Source organism: Mycobacterium sp. SM1, assembly GCF_018361265.1.
GTDB lineage: Bacteria > Actinomycetota > Actinomycetes > Mycobacteriales > Mycobacteriaceae > Mycobacterium.
Window position 1 is genome coordinate 725,834 of record NZ_JAFLNH010000003.1, and the last position, 19,238, is coordinate 745,071.

The 19,238-nt window shown below is 66.1% G+C and carries 18 protein-coding genes and 2 pseudogenes; 11 read left to right on the plus strand and 9 right to left on the minus strand.

The genetic code is table 11. The features are described from left to right. Window positions 1-57: 57 nt before the first annotated feature. On the plus strand, window positions 58-750 hold the full coding sequence (locus tag MSM1_RS16270; protein WP_213444343.1) for an Rv0518 family GDSL lipase: 693 nt from the start codon (window positions 58-60) through the stop codon (window positions 748-750). A 152-nt stretch (window positions 751-902) separates the two neighbouring features. On the opposite strand, the pseudogene MSM1_RS16275 reads toward MSM1_RS16270, so the two are convergent. After that, window positions 903-1,139: pseudogene (locus MSM1_RS16275) on the minus strand (catalase-peroxidase); the annotation flags it as partial. 173 nt (window positions 1,140-1,312) lie between these two features. Between MSM1_RS16275 and MSM1_RS16280 the strand changes: the two are divergent. Next, complete coding sequence (locus MSM1_RS16280; protein WP_213444343.1) at window positions 1,313-2,005, plus strand: Rv0518 family GDSL lipase; 693 nt, start codon at window positions 1,313-1,315, stop codon at window positions 2,003-2,005. Window positions 2,006-2,157: 152 nt separating this feature from the next. Here MSM1_RS16280 and katG read toward each other — a convergent pair whose 3' ends face one another. From katG to MSM1_RS16295, 3 genes are all read right to left on the minus strand, one after another. Beyond that, complete coding sequence (katG, locus tag MSM1_RS16285; RefSeq protein ID WP_213444345.1) at window positions 2,158-4,332, minus strand: catalase/peroxidase HPI; 2,175 nt, start codon at window positions 4,330-4,332, stop codon at window positions 2,158-2,160. Window positions 4,333-4,364: 32 nt separating this feature from the next. Then, a complete protein-coding gene (locus MSM1_RS16290; protein ID WP_236056448.1) occupies window positions 4,365-4,784 on the minus strand; it encodes a Fur family transcriptional regulator in 420 nt (139 codons plus the stop codon). Between the two features lie 158 nt (window positions 4,785-4,942). Then, complete coding sequence (locus MSM1_RS16295) at window positions 4,943-6,370, minus strand: RNA-guided endonuclease TnpB family protein (RefSeq protein WP_213444349.1); 1,428 nt, start codon at window positions 6,368-6,370, stop codon at window positions 4,943-4,945. On the opposite strand from MSM1_RS16295, the gene MSM1_RS23035 reads away from it, so the two are divergent. Beyond that, on the plus strand, window positions 6,349-6,930 hold the full coding sequence (locus tag MSM1_RS23035) for a transposase (RefSeq protein ID WP_374101730.1): 582 nt from the start codon (window positions 6,349-6,351) through the stop codon (window positions 6,928-6,930). The two genes, MSM1_RS16295 and MSM1_RS23035, sit on opposite strands and share 22 nt — an antisense overlap. Further along, complete coding sequence (locus MSM1_RS16305; RefSeq protein WP_213444353.1) at window positions 6,816-7,277, plus strand: transposase; 462 nt, start codon at window positions 6,816-6,818, stop codon at window positions 7,275-7,277. Before MSM1_RS23035 ends, MSM1_RS16305 begins: the two co-directional genes overlap by 115 nt. A gap of 51 nt (window positions 7,278-7,328) precedes the next feature. On the opposite strand, the gene MSM1_RS16310 is transcribed toward MSM1_RS16305, so the two are convergent. Then, window positions 7,329-8,534 carry a glycosyltransferase 87 family protein gene (locus tag MSM1_RS16310; RefSeq protein ID WP_236056455.1) on the minus strand — a complete coding sequence of 402 codons (1,206 nt, stop codon included), beginning with the start codon at window positions 8,532-8,534 and terminating at the stop codon, window positions 7,329-7,331. 387 nt (window positions 8,535-8,921) lie between these two features. Here MSM1_RS16310 and MSM1_RS22005 point away from each other — a divergent pair, with 387 nt between their 5' ends. After that, a complete protein-coding gene (locus MSM1_RS22005) occupies window positions 8,922-9,104 on the plus strand; it encodes a hypothetical protein (RefSeq protein ID WP_236056458.1) in 183 nt (60 codons plus the stop codon). Between the two features lie 25 nt (window positions 9,105-9,129). On the opposite strand, the gene MSM1_RS16320 is transcribed toward MSM1_RS22005, so the two are convergent. Both MSM1_RS16320 and MSM1_RS22010 read right to left on the minus strand, forming a co-directional pair. Beyond that, the gene (locus MSM1_RS16320) at window positions 9,130-9,816 is read right to left on the minus strand and encodes a hypothetical protein (RefSeq protein WP_213444357.1); all 687 of its coding nucleotides are present in this window, start codon (window positions 9,814-9,816) and stop codon (window positions 9,130-9,132) included. 116 nt (window positions 9,817-9,932) lie between these two features. Further along, entirely contained in the window at window positions 9,933-10,568 is a 636-nt protein-coding gene (locus tag MSM1_RS22010; RefSeq protein ID WP_236056461.1) for a hypothetical protein, read from the minus strand. A gap of 41 nt (window positions 10,569-10,609) precedes the next feature. Here MSM1_RS22010 and MSM1_RS16330 point away from each other — a divergent pair, with 41 nt between their 5' ends. Beyond that, a complete protein-coding gene (locus MSM1_RS16330) occupies window positions 10,610-11,953 on the plus strand; it encodes a DUF2254 domain-containing protein (RefSeq protein ID WP_213444359.1) in 1,344 nt (447 codons plus the stop codon). On the opposite strand, the gene MSM1_RS16335 is transcribed toward MSM1_RS16330, so the two are convergent. Further along, complete coding sequence (locus MSM1_RS16335; RefSeq protein ID WP_213444361.1) at window positions 11,932-13,242, minus strand: acyltransferase; 1,311 nt, start codon at window positions 13,240-13,242, stop codon at window positions 11,932-11,934. The two genes, MSM1_RS16330 and MSM1_RS16335, sit on opposite strands and share 22 nt — an antisense overlap. Before the next feature lie 194 nt (window positions 13,243-13,436). Here MSM1_RS16335 and MSM1_RS16340 point away from each other — a divergent pair, with 194 nt between their 5' ends. The 3 genes and pseudogenes from MSM1_RS16340 to MSM1_RS23040 form a co-directional block, all read left to right on the plus strand. Beyond that, window positions 13,437-15,329 (plus strand): fatty acyl-AMP ligase, encoded by a 1,893-nt coding sequence (locus MSM1_RS16340; protein WP_213444363.1) that lies wholly within the window; start codon window positions 13,437-13,439, stop codon window positions 15,327-15,329. A 617-nt stretch (window positions 15,330-15,946) separates the two neighbouring features. Then, a complete protein-coding gene (locus MSM1_RS16345; protein WP_213444365.1) occupies window positions 15,947-16,240 on the plus strand; it encodes an ANTAR domain-containing protein in 294 nt (97 codons plus the stop codon). A gap of 124 nt (window positions 16,241-16,364) precedes the next feature. Next, window positions 16,365-16,674 (plus strand): annotated as a pseudogene (locus MSM1_RS23040) (hypothetical protein); the annotation flags it as partial. 52 nt (window positions 16,675-16,726) lie between these two features. On the opposite strand, the gene MSM1_RS16350 reads toward MSM1_RS23040, so the two are convergent. Next, window positions 16,727-17,386: a cutinase family protein gene (locus MSM1_RS16350; protein ID WP_213444367.1), complete on the minus strand. Its 660-nt coding sequence runs from the start codon at window positions 17,384-17,386 to the stop codon at window positions 16,727-16,729. Between the two features lie 293 nt (window positions 17,387-17,679). Here MSM1_RS16350 and MSM1_RS22535 point away from each other — a divergent pair, with 293 nt between their 5' ends. Beyond that, on the plus strand, window positions 17,680-18,141 hold the full coding sequence (locus tag MSM1_RS22535; protein WP_213444369.1) for an antitoxin Xre/MbcA/ParS toxin-binding domain-containing protein: 462 nt from the start codon (window positions 17,680-17,682) through the stop codon (window positions 18,139-18,141). Further along, window positions 18,142-18,696, plus strand: a complete 555-nt coding sequence (locus MSM1_RS16360) for an RES domain-containing protein (RefSeq protein WP_213444371.1) — start codon at window positions 18,142-18,144, stop codon at window positions 18,694-18,696. The last annotated feature ends 542 nt before the right edge of the window (window positions 18,697-19,238 follow it).

The window sequence follows — 19,238 nt, forward strand, 5'->3', positions numbered from 1 at the left end:
TAGGCTGGCGATGATCGCGGCGCGGGGCCCGCGCGCCGGTGACCCTGGAGGTAGCAGTTGAGTCGTCTGACCCCCCTCGTCCTCTCACTGGCCTTGGTGGTCAGCACGGTCAGCGGGCATCGACCGGCGGTGCGGATCTTTCGGACGCTGACCCTGGATACGCCGCTAAGCCTGGTCGCGGTGATCGGTGACTCCTACACCAGTGGCACCGATGAGGGGGGCCTCGGCCCGCAATCATGGACGGCCCGCGCCTGGCGCATGCTCGCGCAACGGGGGCTGCGGATAGCGGCCAGTGTGGCCGCCGAGGGCAGAGCCGGTTACGTCGTGCGTGGCGATCACGGGAGCATTTTTGAGGATCTGGCTGCCAGCGCGAGCCGGCCCGATGACGCCCTGGTGGTGTTCTTCGGTTCGCGCAACGACCAAGGCGCCGACCCCACATTGCTGGCCGAAAAAGCCCGCCAGACCTTCGATTTGGCACGCCGCATGGCACCGGTCGCGAGACTGTTGGTGATCGGGCCGCCTTGGCCGACGGCCGATGCTCCTGACGGCGTGCTACAGGTCCGCGACATCCTCAATGCCGAGACCCGCGCCGCCGGCGCAACGTTCGTCGACCCGATCGGCGACCGCTGGTTCGTCGGCAGACCCGATCTGATCGGTCCGGATGGTGTGCACCCCAACGACGAGGGTCATGCGTATCTGGCGGATAAAATCGCCCCCCTGATAGGCGCACAGCTATCCCGACGGCCGTGACCGGGGCCGTACGGCTGCCGCGCGTCGGATGCCGATCGGCTGGGCGGCCGTGTTGTGGCTTAGGGGCGGGCGCCGCTTTCGCGCATGACAGCCCGCAAGCCGACACGGCTTGCGGGCTGTCATCGCCGGCGGTTCCACCGGGCCGATCGGCCTCAGCGAAGGTCGAACCGGTCGAGGTTCATCACTTTGTCCCAGGCGGCCACGAAGTCGCGCACGAACTTCTCCTGCGCATCGTCACAGGCGTACACCTCGGCCAGACCGCGGAGCACCGAGTTCGAACCGAAGATCAGGTCCACGGCGGTGGCGGTCCATTTGAGCTGACCGGTCGCGCGATCGCGCACTTCGTACACGTTCTCCACCGACTCGGATGCCTTCCACTCGTTACCCATGATCCCGGCCGACATGCGGGTTGCCTTGGCGTGGTTGCGGCTGCGTTGAGCAGCCGCTGCCCGGCGCGCATGGTAAAACCAGCGCGTTGGCGCCGAGTTTTCCCGGAGCTAGGCCATAGGCTGGCGATGATCGCGGCGCGGGGCCCGCGCGCCGGTGACCCTGGAGGTAGCAGTTGAGTCGTCTGACCCCCCTCGTCCTCTCACTGGCCTTGGTGGTCAGCACGGTCAGCGGGCATCGACCGGCGGTGCGGATCTTTCGGACGCTGACCCTGGATACGCCGCTAAGCCTGGTCGCGGTGATCGGTGACTCCTACACCAGTGGCACCGATGAGGGGGGCCTCGGCCCGCAATCATGGACGGCCCGCGCCTGGCGCATGCTCGCGCAACGGGGGCTGCGGATAGCGGCCAGTGTGGCCGCCGAGGGCAGAGCCGGTTACGTCGTGCGTGGCGATCACGGGAGCATTTTTGAGGATCTGGCTGCCAGCGCGAGCCGGCCCGATGACGCCCTGGTGGTGTTCTTCGGTTCGCGCAACGACCAAGGCGCCGACCCCACATTGCTGGCCGAAAAAGCCCGCCAGACCTTCGATTTGGCACGCCGCATGGCACCGGTCGCGAGACTGTTGGTGATCGGGCCGCCTTGGCCGACGGCCGATGCTCCTGACGGCGTGCTACAGGTCCGCGACATCCTCAATGCCGAGACCCGCGCCGCCGGCGCAACGTTCGTCGACCCGATCGGCGACCGCTGGTTCGTCGGCAGACCCGATCTGATCGGTCCGGATGGTGTGCACCCCAACGACGAGGGTCATGCGTATCTGGCGGATAAAATCGCCCCCCTGATAGGCGCACAGCTATCCCGACGGCCGTGACCGGGGCCGTACGGCTGCCGCGCGTCGGATGCCGATCGGCTGGGCGGCCGTGTTGTGGCTTAGGGGCGGGCGCCGCTTTCGCGCATGACAGCCCGCAAGCCGACACGGCTTGCGGGCTGTCATCGCCGGCGGTTCCACCGGGCCGATCGGCCTCAGCGAAGGTCGAACCGGTCGAGGTTCATCACTTTGTCCCAGGCGGCCACGAAGTCGCGCACGAACTTCTCCTGCGCATCGTCACAGGCGTACACCTCGGCCAGACCGCGGAGCACCGAGTTCGAACCGAAGATCAGGTCCACGGCGGTGGCGGTCCATTTGAGCTGACCGGTCGCGCGATCGCGCACTTCGTACACGTTCTCCACCGACTCGGATGCCTTCCACTCGTTACCCATGTCGCACAGGTTGACGAAGAAGTCGTTGGTCAACGTCTCGGGCCGGTCGGTGAAGACGCCGTGCTTGGATTGGCCGAAATTGGCGTTCAGGGCCCGCATACCGCCAACCAGAACCGTCATCTCGGGCGCGGTGAGGTTCAGCATGTAGGCCCGGTCCACCAAGAGGTGCTCCGGTGGCTGCTTTTCTCCGGCCCGCAGGTAGTTGCGGAACCCGTCGGCCTTCGGCTCGAGAACGGCGAAAGATTCCACATCGGTCTGCTCCTGCGAGGCGTCGGTACGCCCGGGTGCGAACGGGACGGTGATGTCATACCCGGCTTTCTTCGCCGCCTGCTCGACGGCCGCGCACCCGCCCAGCACGATCAGGTCAGCAAGCGAGATCTTCTTCCCACCGGACTGCGAATTATTGAAGTCCTGCTGAACCTTCTCCAAGACCTGCAGCACCTTGGCCAGCTCGGGTGGGTTATTGACCTCCCAATCCTTTTGCGGCGCAAGACGGATACGTGCCCCGTTGGCCCCGCCGCGCTTGTCGGTGCCGCGGAAGCTCGCCGCCGACGCCCACGCGGTGGCCACCAGCTGAGAGATGGATAATCCCGATTCGAGGACCTTGGCCTTCAGGGCGCTGATGTCCGCATCTGAGACCAGTTCGTGGTCAACTTTCGGTACCGGGTCCTGCCACAGCTGCGGCTCGGGAACCCAGGGCCCGAGGTAGCGCGACACAGGTCCCATGTCGCGGTGCAGCAGCTTGAACCACGCCTTGGCGAACTCTTCCTCCAATTCCTCGGGATGATCCAGCCAACGACGGGTGATCTTGCCGTAGATGGGATCCATCCGCAGCGACAAGTCCGTCGTCAGCATTGTCGGAAGACGCTTGACCGACGGGTCGAAGGGGTCGGGGATAACAGGCTCGGCGTCCTTGGCGACGTATTGCCACGCCCCGGCGGGGCTCTTGGTCAGCTCCCACTCGTAGCCGTACAGGGTCTCCAGGTAGCTGTTGTCCCATTTCGTCGGGGTGGGCGTCCACACCACCTCGAGGCCGCTGCAAATCGCGTCCCGGCCTTTGCCGCTGCCGTACGAGCTTTTCCAGCCCAGGCCCTGCTGTTCTATCGGGGCGGCCTCGGGCTCGGGACCCACTAGCTCGGCAGGGCCGGCCCCGTGGGTCTTGCCGACGGTGTGGCCGCCGACGATCAGCGCGGCCGTCTCGACGTCGTTCATCGCCATCCGGCGGAAGGTCTCGCGGATGTCGATGGCGGCCTTCAGTGGGTCGGGATTGCCGTTGGGCCCTTCGGGGTTCACGTAGATCAGGCCCATCTGCACCGCGGCGAACGGCTTTGCGAGTTCCCGGTCGCCGCTGTAGCGCTCATCGCCAAGCCAGGTGTGCTCGGGGCCCCAAAAGACCTCCTCGGGCTCCCACATGTCCTCTCTGCCGAAGCCGAAGCCGAATGTCTTGAACCCCATGGCTTCGTAGGCGCAATTGCCGGCAAAGATGATCAGATCGGCCCAGGAGATCTTGCGGCCGTACTTTTTCTTGACCGGCCAGAGCAGCCGGCGCGCCTTGTCGAGCAGGCAGTTGTCGGGCCAGCTGTTGAGCGGGGCGAAACGCTGGGCGCCCTCGCCGCCGCCTCCCCGGCCGTCGTGGATGCGGTAGGTGCCGGCGGCATGCCAGCTCATCCGGATGAACAGGGGCCCGTAGTGCCCGTAGTCGGCCGGCCACCAATCCTGCGAGGTGGTCATCACGTCGATGACGTCGCGCTTGAGCGCTTCGACATCGAGCTTTTTGAACTCCTCTTTGTAGTTGAACCCCGCGCCCATGGGGTTAGCCGGCCCGTGCTTGTGAAGAACCGACAGGTCCGGCTGGTTGGGCCACCAGTCCCGATTCGTCATGGGCTGGCCCGGCTCGGGCGCGCGGGCGGAGACTACCTGGGTCTCGCTTTCGGACATTGGATTATTCCTTTCAGGGGTAGGTGCATAGGTCACGCCTGTGAGGCCGAGCAGTCGGGGCATAAGCCCCAGTAGAAGACCTCCGCTTCGTCGAGGTCGAATCCGTAATCGTCGGAGGGGATCAGACACGGCGCCGCGCCCACGGCGCAGTCGGCATCGGCGATAGCGCCGCAGGAACGGCAGACAACGTGATGGTGGTTATCACCGACCCGCGATTCGTAGCGGGCGACAAAGCCGGCGGGCTGGATCCGCCGGATCAGACCCGCCCCGGTGAGGGCATGCAGCACGTCATATACGCCCTGCCGGGACACCTCGGGCAAAACGCTGCGCACCGCACCGAGAATCGTGTCGGTGTCGGCGTGCGGGTGGGCGCGCACCGCCTCCAACACCGCGATCCGCGGGCGGGTGACGCGTAGACCGGCCATACGCAACCGCTTCGCGTACCCCGACATCTGGGACACAACACAATGGTCGCACTTTTCTGGACTCAGTCAATACTTCCCGCCGGTCACTTCTACGTGTGCCCCCCCGTAGGTGGCGCTGCCTGCCTAAAGCGTGTCGAACAACTTTGGTGAGTGTTCGGCACCGCCCTTCTCGGGCGTTCCTGGGTTCAGGCCGCGGTCGCGGCGTGAACGTCGGTTCCCGCGTCAGCCGGGCTGGTGTCACCCATACGAGGGTGTTGGCCAGCGCCGTCCCGTCGGCGGGCAGTGGTGGCCCGGCCTCCTGCTTGGGGGTCCGGGGATCGGTTCGGGTGATGGGTGCGGCCCCAGCGGGCCAGATTCGTCGCCGCGTTGGTGTCTGGGGCGCCGGTGTGCCCGCACCCACAGCTGAACACCCGGTCGGCCAGCGTCATCTCGGTGTTGACCGCCCCGCATCGCGGGCACAGCCGGGTCGAGGGATGCCAGCGGTCGGCTTCGACGAGCTGCCCGCCGCGCCACGCCTGCTTGTAGCACGGCATCCGGGCGAACTCTGACCAGCCGGCATCGCAGATCGCGCGGGCCAGCCGATGGTTGGCCAGCATTCCGGTCACGTTGAGGTTTTCGATGACGATCTGGTCGTGGGTCTTGACCAGCTCGCCGGATACCTGGTGCAGGAAATGGCGGCGCACGCCTGCCACACGGTGATGACGCCGGCCCAACCGGGCGGCGGCATCGGTGCGGTTGCGTGATCCTTTCTTCTTGCGTGACAACGATTTCGACAACCGCCGCTGATGAGCGATGCCGGTGGCCAGCGCCTTGGGCGCGTCACTGATACGGGCGACCTCGGCGCCCTCGGCGGTGGCGGCGACCACAAACGCCGACAGGCCGCGATCCACCCCCACCCAGTCGCCGGCGTCCTCGGTGCGGGCCGGGTGCTGATGGGCGGGGTGCACGTCGGCGGCCTCGACATTCAACGCACACCACCACCTGCCCCCGTGATGGCTGATGGTCGCGAACAAGATTGTCGCTCGCTGTTTGGCGATCATGCGCCGCAGGCGGCGGGTGTCCTCACGCACCGCGACAGCACCACTGCCGGGCAGCGTGAGCGAGCGGGGCCGGTCGTTGTCGCCGATGCGGATCGCCTCAGGTTTGCCTTTGGGGTGCTTGTTGCGCAGCCGAAACGACGGGATGTCGCCGGTCTTTTTCTTAAACCGCGGGAACCCGACCCGGCGGCCTTTGCGCTTACCGCAGCGTGAATCCGACCAGGCTTTCAGCCCTTTGCCGAGGTCTACAGCGGCTTCCTCGAACACCTGCTGGCACACCTGGCTCCGCCAGCACAAACCGGTCACCACCACCTCGGCGGCGCCGTGGGCATCGACAGTGAACACCCGGCCGGCGTCCTTGGTTTTCTTCCCCGCGTTGAAGGTGTTGATCAGATCAAACCCCGCCCAGGGCACGTCAACGCGCCGATCGGCGCGACGTTGCGTGAGAGCAGTCTTGACGATCCGTAGGCACTGGTTGAACGCGAACCGCGACGCTCCGGCGTGGCGGGCCAGCACCTCACACTGCTCGACGGTGGGGTCGAGACGAAATCGGAATGTGGTGTGGCGGCTCATCATCGATCAGCGTCGCACACCACACCGACAAACACCCTGGCCAGCGACGACGTGTCGAAGCATCGGATCACCATCGACGCTCCTGTCACCCCAACCTGCCCGGGCGGCGCCAGTACCGCTCCGATGTGTCTGATACCGCGTGGGCGCGCATCGCCGGCTTCCTCGTCCCGAAACATCCCAAAGGCGCTCGGCCCCGCCCACCGCAGCGGTGGCGCGAGTACCTCGACGCCTGCCTGTATGTGCTGCGCGCCGGGTGCGCGTGGCGGCACCTGCCGCACGACGTCACCGTGTCCTGGTCGGCCGCGCACAAACACTTCCTACGCTGGTGCCGCGACGGCACCTGGGCGCGAATCCTCACCACGGTCGGCGGCGAGGTCCGCGCCCGATCGGGGCGGCGCCGCCGGCCCACCGCGGCCGCCGTTATTCCTCCAGCCTCAAAGCGTCCCCGGTGGCCGGGCCGCGCGGCTTCGACGGCGCCAAAAAGGTCGACGGCGTCAAACGCCGCGTGCTCGTCGACACCACCGCTGTGCTGGTCGCCGCTGTCGTCACCGCAGCCGACGTGACCGACCGGGCAGCATTCCCCACGCTGCTGGGTAAGGCCAAGCGGGTCGCCCCCACCATCAGCCACGTGTGGGTGGACAACGGCTACACCGGGCAGGCCGTCACCACCGCAGCAGCCAAGGCCGGTGTCACCGTGGACGTGGTGTCCGGGCCGAAACCCGGCCACGGGTTCATCGTCCAGCCCCCACGCTGGGTAGTCGAACGCACCAACGGCTGGATCAACCACTGCCGCCGCATCGACCGCCACTACGAAACCACCCTGGCCGCCCACGAAGGCTTCCCCTACCTCAGCCAAATCGCTTTACTACTTCGACGACTCGACCGCAGCCAGTTGCTCGACACGCTTTAGGCCGTTGGGGTTCCGACCCGGACGCCGAAGGACCATCGGTGACCGGGCGCGCTAAGGGGGGCCCGTGGTCGTGGCCGAACTGACCATGTCGCCTTCGGCGGGATGGTACCGCTGTCTGATTCGCGGTCTCGCCGAACGCCACAGCCACGCCGCCGTACCGACCATCGCTGCCAAGAAGACACCGAGGTAGGTTCCCGGGATGAGGTCGTTCCACGTGCCGCCGGGTCGCAGCGAGAGCACACCGGTTTCCGGGGTATCGCCCCGCACGCCGGTCAGCCAGGCCGCCAGCAGGCCCCACGAAAGCCATAGCGCCCAGGCCGAATAGCCGCACCGCAGGACGTATGCCCGGTGCCCGAGGTGAACCAGTAGCGGCGCGAACCACACCCAGTGATGGCTCCAACTGAACGGGGCAGCGGCGACCGAAGCCATCCCGACAATGCCTATGGCCAGCACCGCGTGGCCGAGCCGGTAGGCAGCCGCAGCAAGCGCCAGCGCGGCAACGGCGAGCACGATCGCCGAAGCGATCACCAGCATGCCCGGAACGTGCAGCCGGAGCAGCAAACCAGCGGCGCCGGTATTGGCCCGCGGATCACGCGAGATCCGGCCGACGTCACGAAAGCCTGCCCGCAACCAGTAGGAGCGCGAGTCGCCGGGAAACAGCGCGAACCCCACGGCGATGGTCGCGGCGAGTGTTACGGCGGCCACGATCGCGGCACGGCGGCGCCCAATCGCGGCCAGGTAGGCAATGAACACTGCCGGGGTGAGCTTGATCCCGGCCGCCAGGCCGATTCCGATTCCCGCCCACTTTCGGTGTGCGGGCGCTAACAGATCCGCGAGCACCACCGCCAGCAGGACGATGTTGATCTGCCCCAGCTGCAGGGAAAGCCTGAAGGGCTCAAGCCAGGTCACCAAACCGATCAGCAGCGCCGCGAGGCCACACACGTCACCGGTGCGCGCACCCCGCAGCGACGTCAGCATGCGCCACACCGCGTAAGCCACCAGAGCGCATGCGGCAAGCAGCCACACCAGCTGGGCCGAATGCTCGCTGATGAGCGTCAACGGCAAGAAGCACAGGGCCGCGAATGGCGGGTAGACGAACAGCAACTCTCTCGGATTGCCGGTGAGGCCGACCGAATAGAGATCACGTCCGTCCCAGGCCCGCGTCGCTGCGAAGCGGTACACCTGCAGATCGACCTGGGTCAGCAGTGCCGGCCAGTGCGCATACGCCGCCGCATAGAGCAATGTCCCGACGGCCAAAACCGTTGGACCCCCACGGCGAACCCACGGCGAAACCAAGCCAACCGCCGTTTTGCCCTGCCCCACGAGTGACCCAGGGTACCCAGCGAGAGGGCGGCGCCTTGACCATGCCCCGGGGCGCGTTACCGGCTGTCACCTGGGGCCCGGCGGGGCGTACGCGGTGCTGATGAGGTGGAACTAAAGTCATTGCCTATGACGACCCCGTCTGACCTGTGGGGTGGCAACTGGAGGGGCCCGCGGTGGCCACGGGCGCGCGAACGGGCGCTCAGCCGCAGACAGGCGCGGCGAATGAGCCAGCGGTTTGCACGGGTTGGCGTCGAAATTCCAGCGACACGCATTCGGGAACTTGCGGCGGGCGCGCCCGCGGCCCCCGACGAGTTGGTGTCCGTGGATTTCGCGCTCGCGGCGATTGGGATCAGGCGTGCGGAACGCCTCGCCAAGCTTAAAGGCCGTCAACGGCGCGGCATCCGATGGCTCATCGTTGGCTGCCTGATTCTCGTTGCGCTGAATCTGCTGCTGTGCGTGGCCTATCTCTTTATGGGGCTGGTGCTGCACGAGTGGCCGCTGTGAGGCCGCTCGGCGTGGGCTTAACGTGCTACCTGTCCAGCTGACCGAAAATCCCGCGCTCGAGTTGCGCCTGCGTCGAGGGCGGCAACACGATCAGGCCGTCGAGCTCTTTGCGCGCCAGCTCGTAGGCGTGCTGACGCTCCTCGGCGGTCGCAGCCGCATCAGAGGCCACCCGCATCAGGCTCTGGGCGCGCGCAATCCGTTGCTGGCCTTCTTCGGTGAAGTCATTGCGGCGCCGACGGATGGCCTCCGCCTCAGCCACGTTGAACGCACTGACATAGTCTTGAACGGCGGTGAGGTATTGCCCTGCGGCTTCGCGGTCGTCGAGGAGATCTTCGGCTTTCGCCGGTCGCAGCAGGTCCGCCCGTAACTTGGCCTTATGGAAGTCCACCGTGAGCGGATTGCGCATGTCGGTCATCAGCGGAAAGTCCAGCAGTTTGGCAAAATCCAGCTCGTACTCGAGCCAGCGCGCATCGGTTCTGGCGTGCTCCTCGAGGACGCGTTTGATTGACGCCCACCGGGCGACCTGGTTGCCGCCGGGGCGCCCGCGGGGCGCGGCCGCCGGCCCGCTGTCAAGCCGGCCCTCCAGGGGGGTGTCCCCAGGCACGGATCCGCGCCGCTGGCTGGCCAGGAACGCTTTGACCGTCGCGACGATCACCCCGGCCAGCGGCAGTACCACCAGGAAGAACTCGGCCAGCCGGAACAGCAAACCCATATGGCGATAATGCCACCCCGGCCGCTTCCCATCAGCGCGCTTGCGCCACGTGCTGCGCATGCTGCGAGACGCGGCTTGACCGGCAAACGACGGTAGATCGGGCTAAATCCACAGGTCTAAATCCACACGTAAAGACGAGGGTTGGCAGGACCGCGACTTGGCCCCTCTCGCTGAAAGGAAATGGGTGCCTCGAGCCCGGCAAGCCTGACGCTAATTTCCGCCGAATCCGCGGAAACGGCGACGATCGTCCCGATGTCATATCGGCGCTCGTCGTCCCACCGGACGGTGGCGCGGCACCCCAGATGGTGCGCCGAAAGCTCGTGGGGCGCGACCTCGGTAGGTTGTGCTGGCGGCGCAACCGGTCCGGCGCCCCCCGGCACCTGAGCGAACGACTGCTCAACATCCGCGGACCATGCGCGATCGTCGCCGAAATATTCCACATCATCGCCGGTGCGCGCAGGTCGACGCGGCGCGGGCCTGCTGTCCGGTACGACGGGCGCATCGTCAACCCAGAGTTTCCAGCCCGGCGGAGGCGGCGGCCACGACGGATCCGGCGACCAGCCAGGCGGCGGCACCCAGCCCTCGGGGGGCTTGGGCCAGTTCGGGGGAGGGTTGAAACGCATCGCCAGTTCCCGCTTCGCGTTGAGAGCTCGAATGTAACCAACCATAGCCAAGCTGGTGCCCGCGCCGCCTCTGGCCATATCGGCGGCCAGGTGAAAGCCGGACTGGTGGCAATGCTCGCGGCCGCCCAACCGGCACATCCCGCCGGACGTCGTGCTCTAACCTCGCAGGAGTGCCGTGGATTCCGGGACTGTCGCAGGGGCGGCGCGAAGAGTTGCAGACCAACTTGTGGCTGGTGCCGGCCCTTGAGGTGCTCGCCGCGATCGCCCTGTTTGCCGGCACCCTAACGGCAGACCGCGCCGCTTACCGTGGCGCCTTCACCCCGCCGGGATGGGTGATCAGCGGCAGCGCCGACACGGCGCGGCAGATTCTCATCGCGATCGCCGCGTCGATCATCACGGTGATCGCCCTCAACTTCTCGATCACCATCGTGACGTTGACGCTGGCATCGACTCAGTTCGGGCCGCGGATGCTACGCAACTTCATCCGCGATCACGGTAGCCAACTGACGCTGGGCACGTTTGTGGCGACATTCGTCTACTGCATCCTGGTGCTGGTGTCGATCGGGCCCGCGGATCACGGCGAATTCGTGCCACACCTGTCGATTACGACCACGTTCGCGCTGACCCTCCTCGATCTGGCCGTGCTCATCTACTTCATCCATCACACCGCCACCCAAATCCAGCTTCCCTTCGTGATCGCCAGCATCGCCAAGGACTTGGCGCAAGCCGTCGAGGTGCAAAGCGCCGACACCCCCACCTATGCGGGAGGTCAGCGCGACGATGGCGAGGAGCTTGCCGCGCTGCTCGACACCATCGAGTCCTGCGGTGCGGTTATCCGCACTCCGCAAAGTGGCTACCTGCAGTTCATCCGCCACAAAACGCTGGTTCGTGTCGCATCGGCGGCCAACGCCGTGATACGCCTGCCTTACCGCCCGGGGCACTTCCTGGTGGAAGGCCGCGAACTGGCGGCCGTGTGGCCGCCCGAGGCCGCCGACCACGTCGCGCGTTACCTGGAACGCGCGCAGGCTACCGGGCCGCACCGCACCCTCACCCAGGACGTCGCGTTCGGCATCGACCAGCTTGTCGAGATCGCCATCCGGGCGCTCTCGCCGGCGGTGAACGACACCTTCACGGCTATGACGTGCGTGGATTGGCTCGCTGACAGCCTGTGCAAGATCGCGCGGGTGTGGGCGCCGGCGCAGGTGTACCGCGACCGCGCCGGGGTCATCCGCGTCATCACCGATCAAGTCAGCTACGAACGATTGGTGCAACGGTCATTCGAAAAGATCCGTCAGGCCAGCCGCGGCATGCCCGCGTTGATGATCCGCCAACTCGATGCCCTCACGACAATCATGGAGCAGACCACCGACGCCCAGCAGGCCCGGGTCCTGATGGATCAAGCGGTGATGATCCAGCGGGCCAACCTCGAGTCGGTTCCCGACGAATCCGACCGCGCCGACGTCGAACGGCGCTACCGGGCCCTGGCTGCCCGCTACGCGCGGTTGAGCCGCTGAACCGCCGCGGGGCGCACCGCCACCAGGATTACTCCCACGCCGAATTCCAGCGCCGTCAGCCACGCAAAGCGTCCCGCCGGGGCGAAACCACCGGCGGCGAACGACCACAGGCCATAGGCCGCCATCACGGCACCGGCCATCATGATCGGCTCTGCCCACCGATCTGGGAGCGGGATGGCGAGTAAGGGGAGGGGCGCTGCGAAAAAGCGCCGCCGCCACCACAGCAGCGTCATCTCGGCCGTCGTTACCAGCCCGAGGATGACCACCCACATCAGCCGGGCGAGCCACCACCGCGCCGTGCCCTCGGCCGGCTGCGGCAACAGCCCGGCGGGATAGCCGACAACGGCCACGATCACGACGGGCACCATGTGCCACAGGTAAAGAGCCATCACGTTGCTGTTGGCGGTGGATAGCGCCTGGCGCACAGCGGGGGCTCGCAGCGCACGGTTGAGCGCCGGCGCGACCGCCATCGCCACCCCGGCCTGCGCGCCCGCGAACGCCAGCATTGCCAACGAGGGCGGGTCCGAGTTCTGCACGGCGTGCCCGGGAACGCCGATCATGCTGACCGGATAGGGCCCCAGCCCGATCAGCAATCCCAGCACGGCTGCCATCCCGGTGGCGAGCAGCACAGGTCTGCGCCCGGCGAACAGTCCACCGTGCCAAGCGATTCCGAGCTGATAAAGCGTTCCCCAGCACAACAGGTATTTCAGCTGGCCCAGGTAGGGCAGGCGGCCGCCAAGTGAAGCAGCGTCCAGCGCGGCGACCCCTGCCGCCAGCACTGCAATCACCCAGAGTCCCCAACGGCGCTGCGCGGCCATCGCAATGGGAGTCAGCGACACCACCAGCAGGTAGACGGCGAGAAACCACAGATGCATGGCCACCGCCCAGCCCCCGTACTCCAGCGTGGAACCGGCCACCTCGCCAACGCCCAGAGCCACCACGACAACCGACACCAGCCCGACGTATGCCGTGGTCGGCCCGAGCACGCGGGTCAGTCGATGCCGAAGCCAGGCCTGCCGTGACATGCCGGCCGCGTCGCGCCGACGCGTCCAGGACACCGCGCTGGCGTAGCCGGCCACCAGGAAGAAGACCGGAACCGCCTGGAAGACCCAGGTCAGCCACTGCGTCCAAGGCTGGTCGACAAGTGGGTTCTGCCGGCCGAAATGCCCGTCATGGTAGGTCACGGAAGCGTCCAGCCAGTGGCCCAGCACGATAAGGACCACGCCGGACACCCGGTAGAAGTCCACCGCCAGGTCGCGCACCGATCGCCCGGTGTGCGTGGGGTCCATCAGCGAGCCCCGATCAGCGCGTCGAATGTGCGGTGGACGAGCACAAGATCCGCTTCTTCCTATAGCTGCCGGGCCGGTCGGTAGGTCAGTGCTCCAGGAAGGATAGCGATCTGGGCGTTGCAAGACCCAGCCAATCCGGCCTAACAACGGCGCGGGGCGCTTTCGGCACCATCACGGGCGCTTAGACTGCGGCTGTGGCTCCCGGTTCCCGGCCCCAGGTTCGCGATGGCTTGCTGCAGATCGAGGACTGCCTGGATGCCGAGGGCCGGATCGTGTTGCCGGCGGGCGTGACGCTGATATCCCTCGTCGACCGTAACGCGGCCAATGTCGGTGACCGTGTGGCGTATCGCTACCTGGACTACGCGCACCTGGACGAGCTGCAGGTCGTCGAGCTGACCTGGAGCCAATTCGCTAGCCGCTTACGAGCTGTCGCCGCCCGCCTGCAGCGGGTCACAACCCGGGGTGAGCGGGTGGCGATACTCGCGCCGCAGGGCCTCGACTACATCGTTGGAATGTATGCGGCGATCAAGGCGGGCGGCATCGCGGTACCGTTGTTCGCGCCCGAATTGCCGGGCCACGCCGAACGTCTCGACACGGTGCTGCGCGATGCACAGCCCACTGTGGTATTGACCACCGCGGCGGCGGCCGAAGCTGTTCAGGCGTTTCTGCTCAAGCTGCCACCGGCGGAAAGGCCGCACGTGATCGCCATCGACCGGGTACCTGACTCGATTGGGGACGCGTTCGTCCCCGTCGATTTCGACCTCGACGACGTGTGTCACTTGCAGTACACCTCGGGCGCGACACGCCCGCCGGTGGGCGTCGAGGTCACTCATCGCGCGGTCGGCACCAACTTGCTGCAGATGATCCTCACCATCGATCTGCTGGACCGAAACACCCGCGGTGTGAGTTGGCTGCCGCTCTACCACGACATGGGCCTGTCGATGATCGGCTTTCCGATGGTGTACGGCGGGCACTCCACGCTCATGTCGCCGACGGCCTTCATCCGAAGACCGTTGCGGTGGATTCACGCGTTAGCCGCCGAGTCGCGACACGGCCGTGCGGTCACCGCCGCGCCCAACTTCGCCTACGAGTGGACCGCACAGCGTGGCCGACCCGCGCCCGGCGAGAACGTCGACCTGAGCAACGTTTTGATGATCATCGGTTCCGAACCGGTCAGCATCGACGCGGTCAGCGCGTTCAACCAGGCGTTCGCGCCATACGGGTTGCCGCGCACAGCGATCAAACCTTCCTACGGCCTGGCGGAGGCGGCGTTGTTCGTCTCAACCATCGACCCCGCCGCCGAGGCGACGGTGGCCTACCTCGACCGGCAGCAACTCGGTGCCGGTCACGCGGTACGCGTGGCGGCGGATGCCCCCAACGCCGTCGCCCAGGTGTCCTGCGGCCGGATAGCCCGCAGCCAGTGGGCCGTGATCGTCAACCCGGATACCGGCGAAGAGCTGCCCGACGGCGAGGTCGGCGAAATCTGGGTGCAGGGCAACAACGTTGGCCGAGGCTACTGGGGACGTCCCGACGAAACCCGGCTGACTTTCGGTGCCAAGCTGCGGGTGCGGCTAGGGGAGGGCAGCCACACCCACGGCTCAGCAATCGGAGGCAGCTGGCTGCGGACCGGTGATCTGGGCGTGTACCTCGGCGGTGAGCTCTACGTCACCGGCCGGATTGCGGACCTGGTGATCGTCGACGGCCATATCCACTATCCGCAAGACATCGAGGCCACCGCCGCCGAAGCCTCACCGGTCGTACGGCGCGGGTATGTGGCGGCGTTCGCCGTGCCGGCCAACGTACTGCCCGGCGCGGATGCCCCGGGTTGCGAAACCAAAGGCGAATGCCTGGTGATCATCGCCGAACGTGCGGCCGGTACTGGCCGTGCCGATCCACGGCCCGCAATCGAGGCGATCCGCACAGCCGTGTCCGATCGACATGGGCTGTTGGTCTGCGACGTGCGCTTCGTGCCGGCCGGCGCCATTCCGCGCACCACCAGCGGCAAGCTTGCGCGCCGGGCCTGTCGCGACCGATACCTCGGCGGCGCATGGGGCGGCGTATCGGCCGGAGAATCGGGCGTGCGTTAGAACTGCGCCGCGAGCCGGGTCCGTGTCAAAGGGTGGCACGATACGGCGTTGGCGTCAGCAGCACCGACGGAGTGCGGTTGCCCGGCACGGCCGTGCTCGGCGAGCACCACGGGCGCGGACCGCTTGTCAAGTCCGCGACGCCAATCGCCGAAGACCAATTCGGCCCCGAAACGCTCGGCCCGCTCAGCCCAGATCGCCCGGCTGCGTGTGGCGAAGGCCACCGGGCGAGGGGCGTCGTAGGCATGGCGAAAGACCCGTTGACTGCCCGTGCTAGCAGCAGCCCTGCCGGGGAAACACACGAGCGTCCTAGCGCCCTCCGACCGCGGAGCGATCCACCACTGTGGTCTAAGGCTGGTCTACGGGGGCCACGCTTTGGCTGTGCGAGAGTCCCATTGCGCAACGCCATTATTGGCAGCCGGTGTGTACCGAGATGATCACGGCTGCATACCGATCTGCACCGCGATCTGGCGCAGTGCGAAAGATGCGCAAATCATTGCACGGGGCGCGATAGCGGGATCGCGCTCCCATCGCGCTCCCAGATATGTGCGCCGGATGGATTCTTCTGCCGCTATCTGGGTGGCGGATATCGATAAGGCTCGACGGGAGGTAAGTACGGCATGATGGCAGAGTGGGTTCCAGCCCAGATCCCTTCTGACCTGCACGGTGCTCGCATCCTCGACACGGCAAAGGGTATTCTGATAGGCCTTCGCCGGTGCTCCTCGGAGACGGCTTTCCATGAGTTGCTCAGCGCGGCACAACGTCACAAGATGCCGGTCTTCGCGATGGCTTGGGCGCTTGTCCATCTCGCGGGTGGTGGCGAGAAATCACCTCATACCTTCATCGATGCACAGTCGGCGGCCTGTCACGAATGGGGCCAGTTGCTCGCCGAGCCGGCCGCGGTGACCTGCTGAGAGCAACGGCACGGAGTGGGATAACTGAACATCGGTGGTTCGGTTGAAGCGCAATTTCGTGTAATGCGTTGCAGGATAGCACTATTTGTTGTGACGACAGCCTTTAGGCGAGGTTGCCCCGGTCTTGGGTGGGGGACGCCGAAGAGCCACCTGCGGTTCGGCTGGCGCGACAGGTCTGCCCGCTCTGCTCGGGGGAATCCCGCTGGCGATGCTGACATCGTCGGCGCCCTCCGGGAGGGGCACAGGTGTCGCTGCGTGTGGCCACCGGATTAGCGGTAATGGCGCGATGTTCGAGGCTGAAATCACCCAAGAGTGTGGACCGAAGGGCACACACGATCTCAGGGGCTGATGAGCTGCTCACGGGGGTGGTGATGGCGCGGATGCTGGCGGGGGTGACCACCCGCCGGCCCGCGCGGGCTGCTGAGCCGGTTGGCGAAAATGCAGGCAGCACATAGATTTATTTATGGTTATGTTATTCAGCGCGCGCTATGCATGTGCCCGCCCTTGATCGAGCTTATGGGCAACGAATTCCGCTGCCTGGCTTGTCATCCCGGACTGGATGTAGGAAACATGCGCCATGAGGTTCCCACCTCCGCTGCATATGGGATCGTCGGGAGCGCACAAGCTGATGGTCTTGGAGGCGTATAGCGGGTTGATTGTCGGCAGTGGCCCACCCCACAGCGCGCTCGACAGTCCACTCGATGGCTCCCCGAAAAGAGCCACAGCGGCAACGTGATCAGCGACTTGAGCCGGCATCTCCGAAGTGGCCAAATCGATCACGGTCGAGCCCTGAGAGTATCCACCAAGCACAAGCTGTGTTTTCGGACAGCTGGTGATCGTTTCCTGTATGTGCGTGCTCGCATCGCCCGCACCGGCTGACGCGCTCGCGTGGTAATCGTCATTCGCTGGGTAGTTAACCGCGTACACCGCGACGGACCGCCCGCCAACCTGCGAGCTAAGCGAGTCGACGAACGCCTGGCCAACGTCTCCGAGGCCTGGGGGCTGATGGGTGCCGCGAGCGAAGGTTACCGCGATGTCGCTACACGGGTCGGCAGCAGCCGCGGGGCTGCCGATGGGCGCGCTTAACAGCGCCCACGCCGTCACAACCGAGATACCAACGATGCGAGCAAGGGTGCGTGCGATCATCTCCCAATGCTGACATGCCGGCGGCGGTATCGGATAACGAGGGCACCGGTGGTGACCCGGATGACAGGCGGCAGTTGCACCTACTGGTAACTCGCCGTGTTCGATCCTGCCGTGTTCTTGCCATGCGTCGCGATGGTTCTGCCAGACTGCCGATCGTTTGCTGTCGACTGCCATGCCGGCAGGGGTGCGAATTGGGAGCGTGGCCCAAGTTCCAGCGCCGATCCGACTGGGCGCAAGCTTACGCAAAGGCGCGCTTGCTTCTGCCCACGAAAAAAATTGGGTAGAGTGTTGATATGGCTCCAAAGAAGACCGCTGTCGCCAAGAGTGCATCAAAGAAGGCGGTCACCAGAACTTCGGTGAAGAGGGCGTCCGCCGGGAAGGTGACGACGGCCGGGGCTGCGCGGACGGCCCGCGTCGCCGCGGATGATCCTTTGTCGAAACAGCGGGTTTTGTTCCTCGCAAACGTGTTCTCGCGTGCCCAGCTGGCTAAGTGGATTGGCGTTAGCCCATCACAAACTTCGCGTTGGGCATCAGGTGAAGAGCGGCCCGGCCCAGCCGCCGCGCCAGCCCTAATCGACCTCGAGCACGTCTACTCGCGCGCGCGCTTGGTGTGGGGAGGCGACTCGGCACGCATCTGGATGGAGAGCGCCAACGCGTTCCTTGGGGGAGCGCGACCTCTTGATGTCCTACGCACCGACGGAGCCGCCCGAGTTCTGCAAGCGCTCGATGCAGAGATGTGGGGCGGGGCGGCGTGAGTGCTGGTATATCGCGTCTTTCCCTACCTGAACACCGCTTCGCGTGGCGAACCAGGGCATCCGCTGTACGAACACCGCCCGCAACGCGGTGGCCGCGCTGATCACCCCGACTACTACGTGTGGTACGTGGGCCGCCAAAGCGAAGCCGCGTGCGGCGAGGCGTTCGGCAACCTGTCACGCTGGGCCGACTCGATGTTTGAATTTCCGGCAGTGCCGGGCGCACGCAAGACGCTCGGGGTCTACGAGCTGCCCGACGACCTGCGCATTTGTGACCTTGATGACCCGCACCGCCTAGTCGAGCTAGGACTGCGGCCGACGCAGATCGTGACCCGCAACCTGGCCGTCACTTCGGAATGGGCGCACCGCATCTGGTCGCAGCGTTCTCCTGCCGTCGACGACCCTAAATGGCAGGCGGTGCAGTGGTGGTCCTTCCACAGGCCAACCTGGACAGTCATCGCCAGCTGGGAACGGCCCAAGCTCGTCGGGCTCGAACATTTGGACCTCGACCACCCAGCCATTGTCGCGGCGGCTAAGAGCCTCAACCGTCCTCTATAACGAGCTACCGCTGGCAGCCAGCGTCAGCACACGTGCATCTTTAACCAGGACAGCCAAACCATTCAACGTGACAGCTGTCCGTTCCAGGTTTAGTTGGCATATGCAAACTTACTGTATGCCAACATTATTCGGACTTATTCGAGTCAAACTGTCCAGATCAAGATGACACTTCCGTGAGGTTGCGTTCCGCAACGGGTTGGCTGGCTCGGCTACGCGCACCTGTTGCCCGGCACTGAAAATGACCATGACAGCGTCGCTTTCGGTAAGGACGAACAACTGGCGTTGGTGTGCATGCTGACGCGATGGTGTTCACGGTGACGCCGTGACGGCGGATGTTCGTGTTCATGCTGACGGGCGGAAGCCGGACGTGCGAGACCAGCGGGCCGGCGGCTAGACCGGGCTCCGAAGGGCTCAGCCCGGCAGAGCGAGAAGCCTCCCGCCGGTGTGGAGCCAGATGAGGGTCCACAGCGGTTGAGCGATGCCCAGCCCCTGGCGCGCCTACCAGGCCCCGGCGGCACGAACGGTGAGGGGCGTGCGCAGCG

Coding starts and splice junctions, on each gene's coding strand:
- MSM1_RS16290 (WP_236056448.1), bottom strand. CDS start 4,784: ATGTCGGGGTACGCGAAGCGGTTGCGTATGGCCGGTCTACGCGTCACC.
- katG (WP_213444345.1), bottom strand. CDS start 4,332: ATGTCCGAAAGCGAGACCCAGGTAGTCTCCGCCCGCGCGCCCGAGCCG.
- MSM1_RS22535 (WP_213444369.1), top strand. CDS start 17,680: ATGGCTCCAAAGAAGACCGCTGTCGCCAAGAGTGCATCAAAGAAGGCG.
- MSM1_RS16320 (WP_213444357.1), bottom strand. CDS start 9,816: ATGGGTTTGCTGTTCCGGCTGGCCGAGTTCTTCCTGGTGGTACTGCCG.
- MSM1_RS16335 (WP_213444361.1), bottom strand. CDS start 13,242: ATGGACCCCACGCACACCGGGCGATCGGTGCGCGACCTGGCGGTGGAC.
- MSM1_RS23035 (WP_374101730.1), top strand. CDS start 6,349: ATGTGGTGTGGCGGCTCATCATCGATCAGCGTCGCACACCACACCGAC.
- MSM1_RS16345 (WP_213444365.1), top strand. CDS start 15,947: ATGATGGCAGAGTGGGTTCCAGCCCAGATCCCTTCTGACCTGCACGGT.
- MSM1_RS16295 (WP_213444349.1), bottom strand. CDS start 6,370: ATGATGAGCCGCCACACCACATTCCGATTTCGTCTCGACCCCACCGTC.
- MSM1_RS16350 (WP_213444367.1), bottom strand. CDS start 17,386: ATGATCGCACGCACCCTTGCTCGCATCGTTGGTATCTCGGTTGTGACG.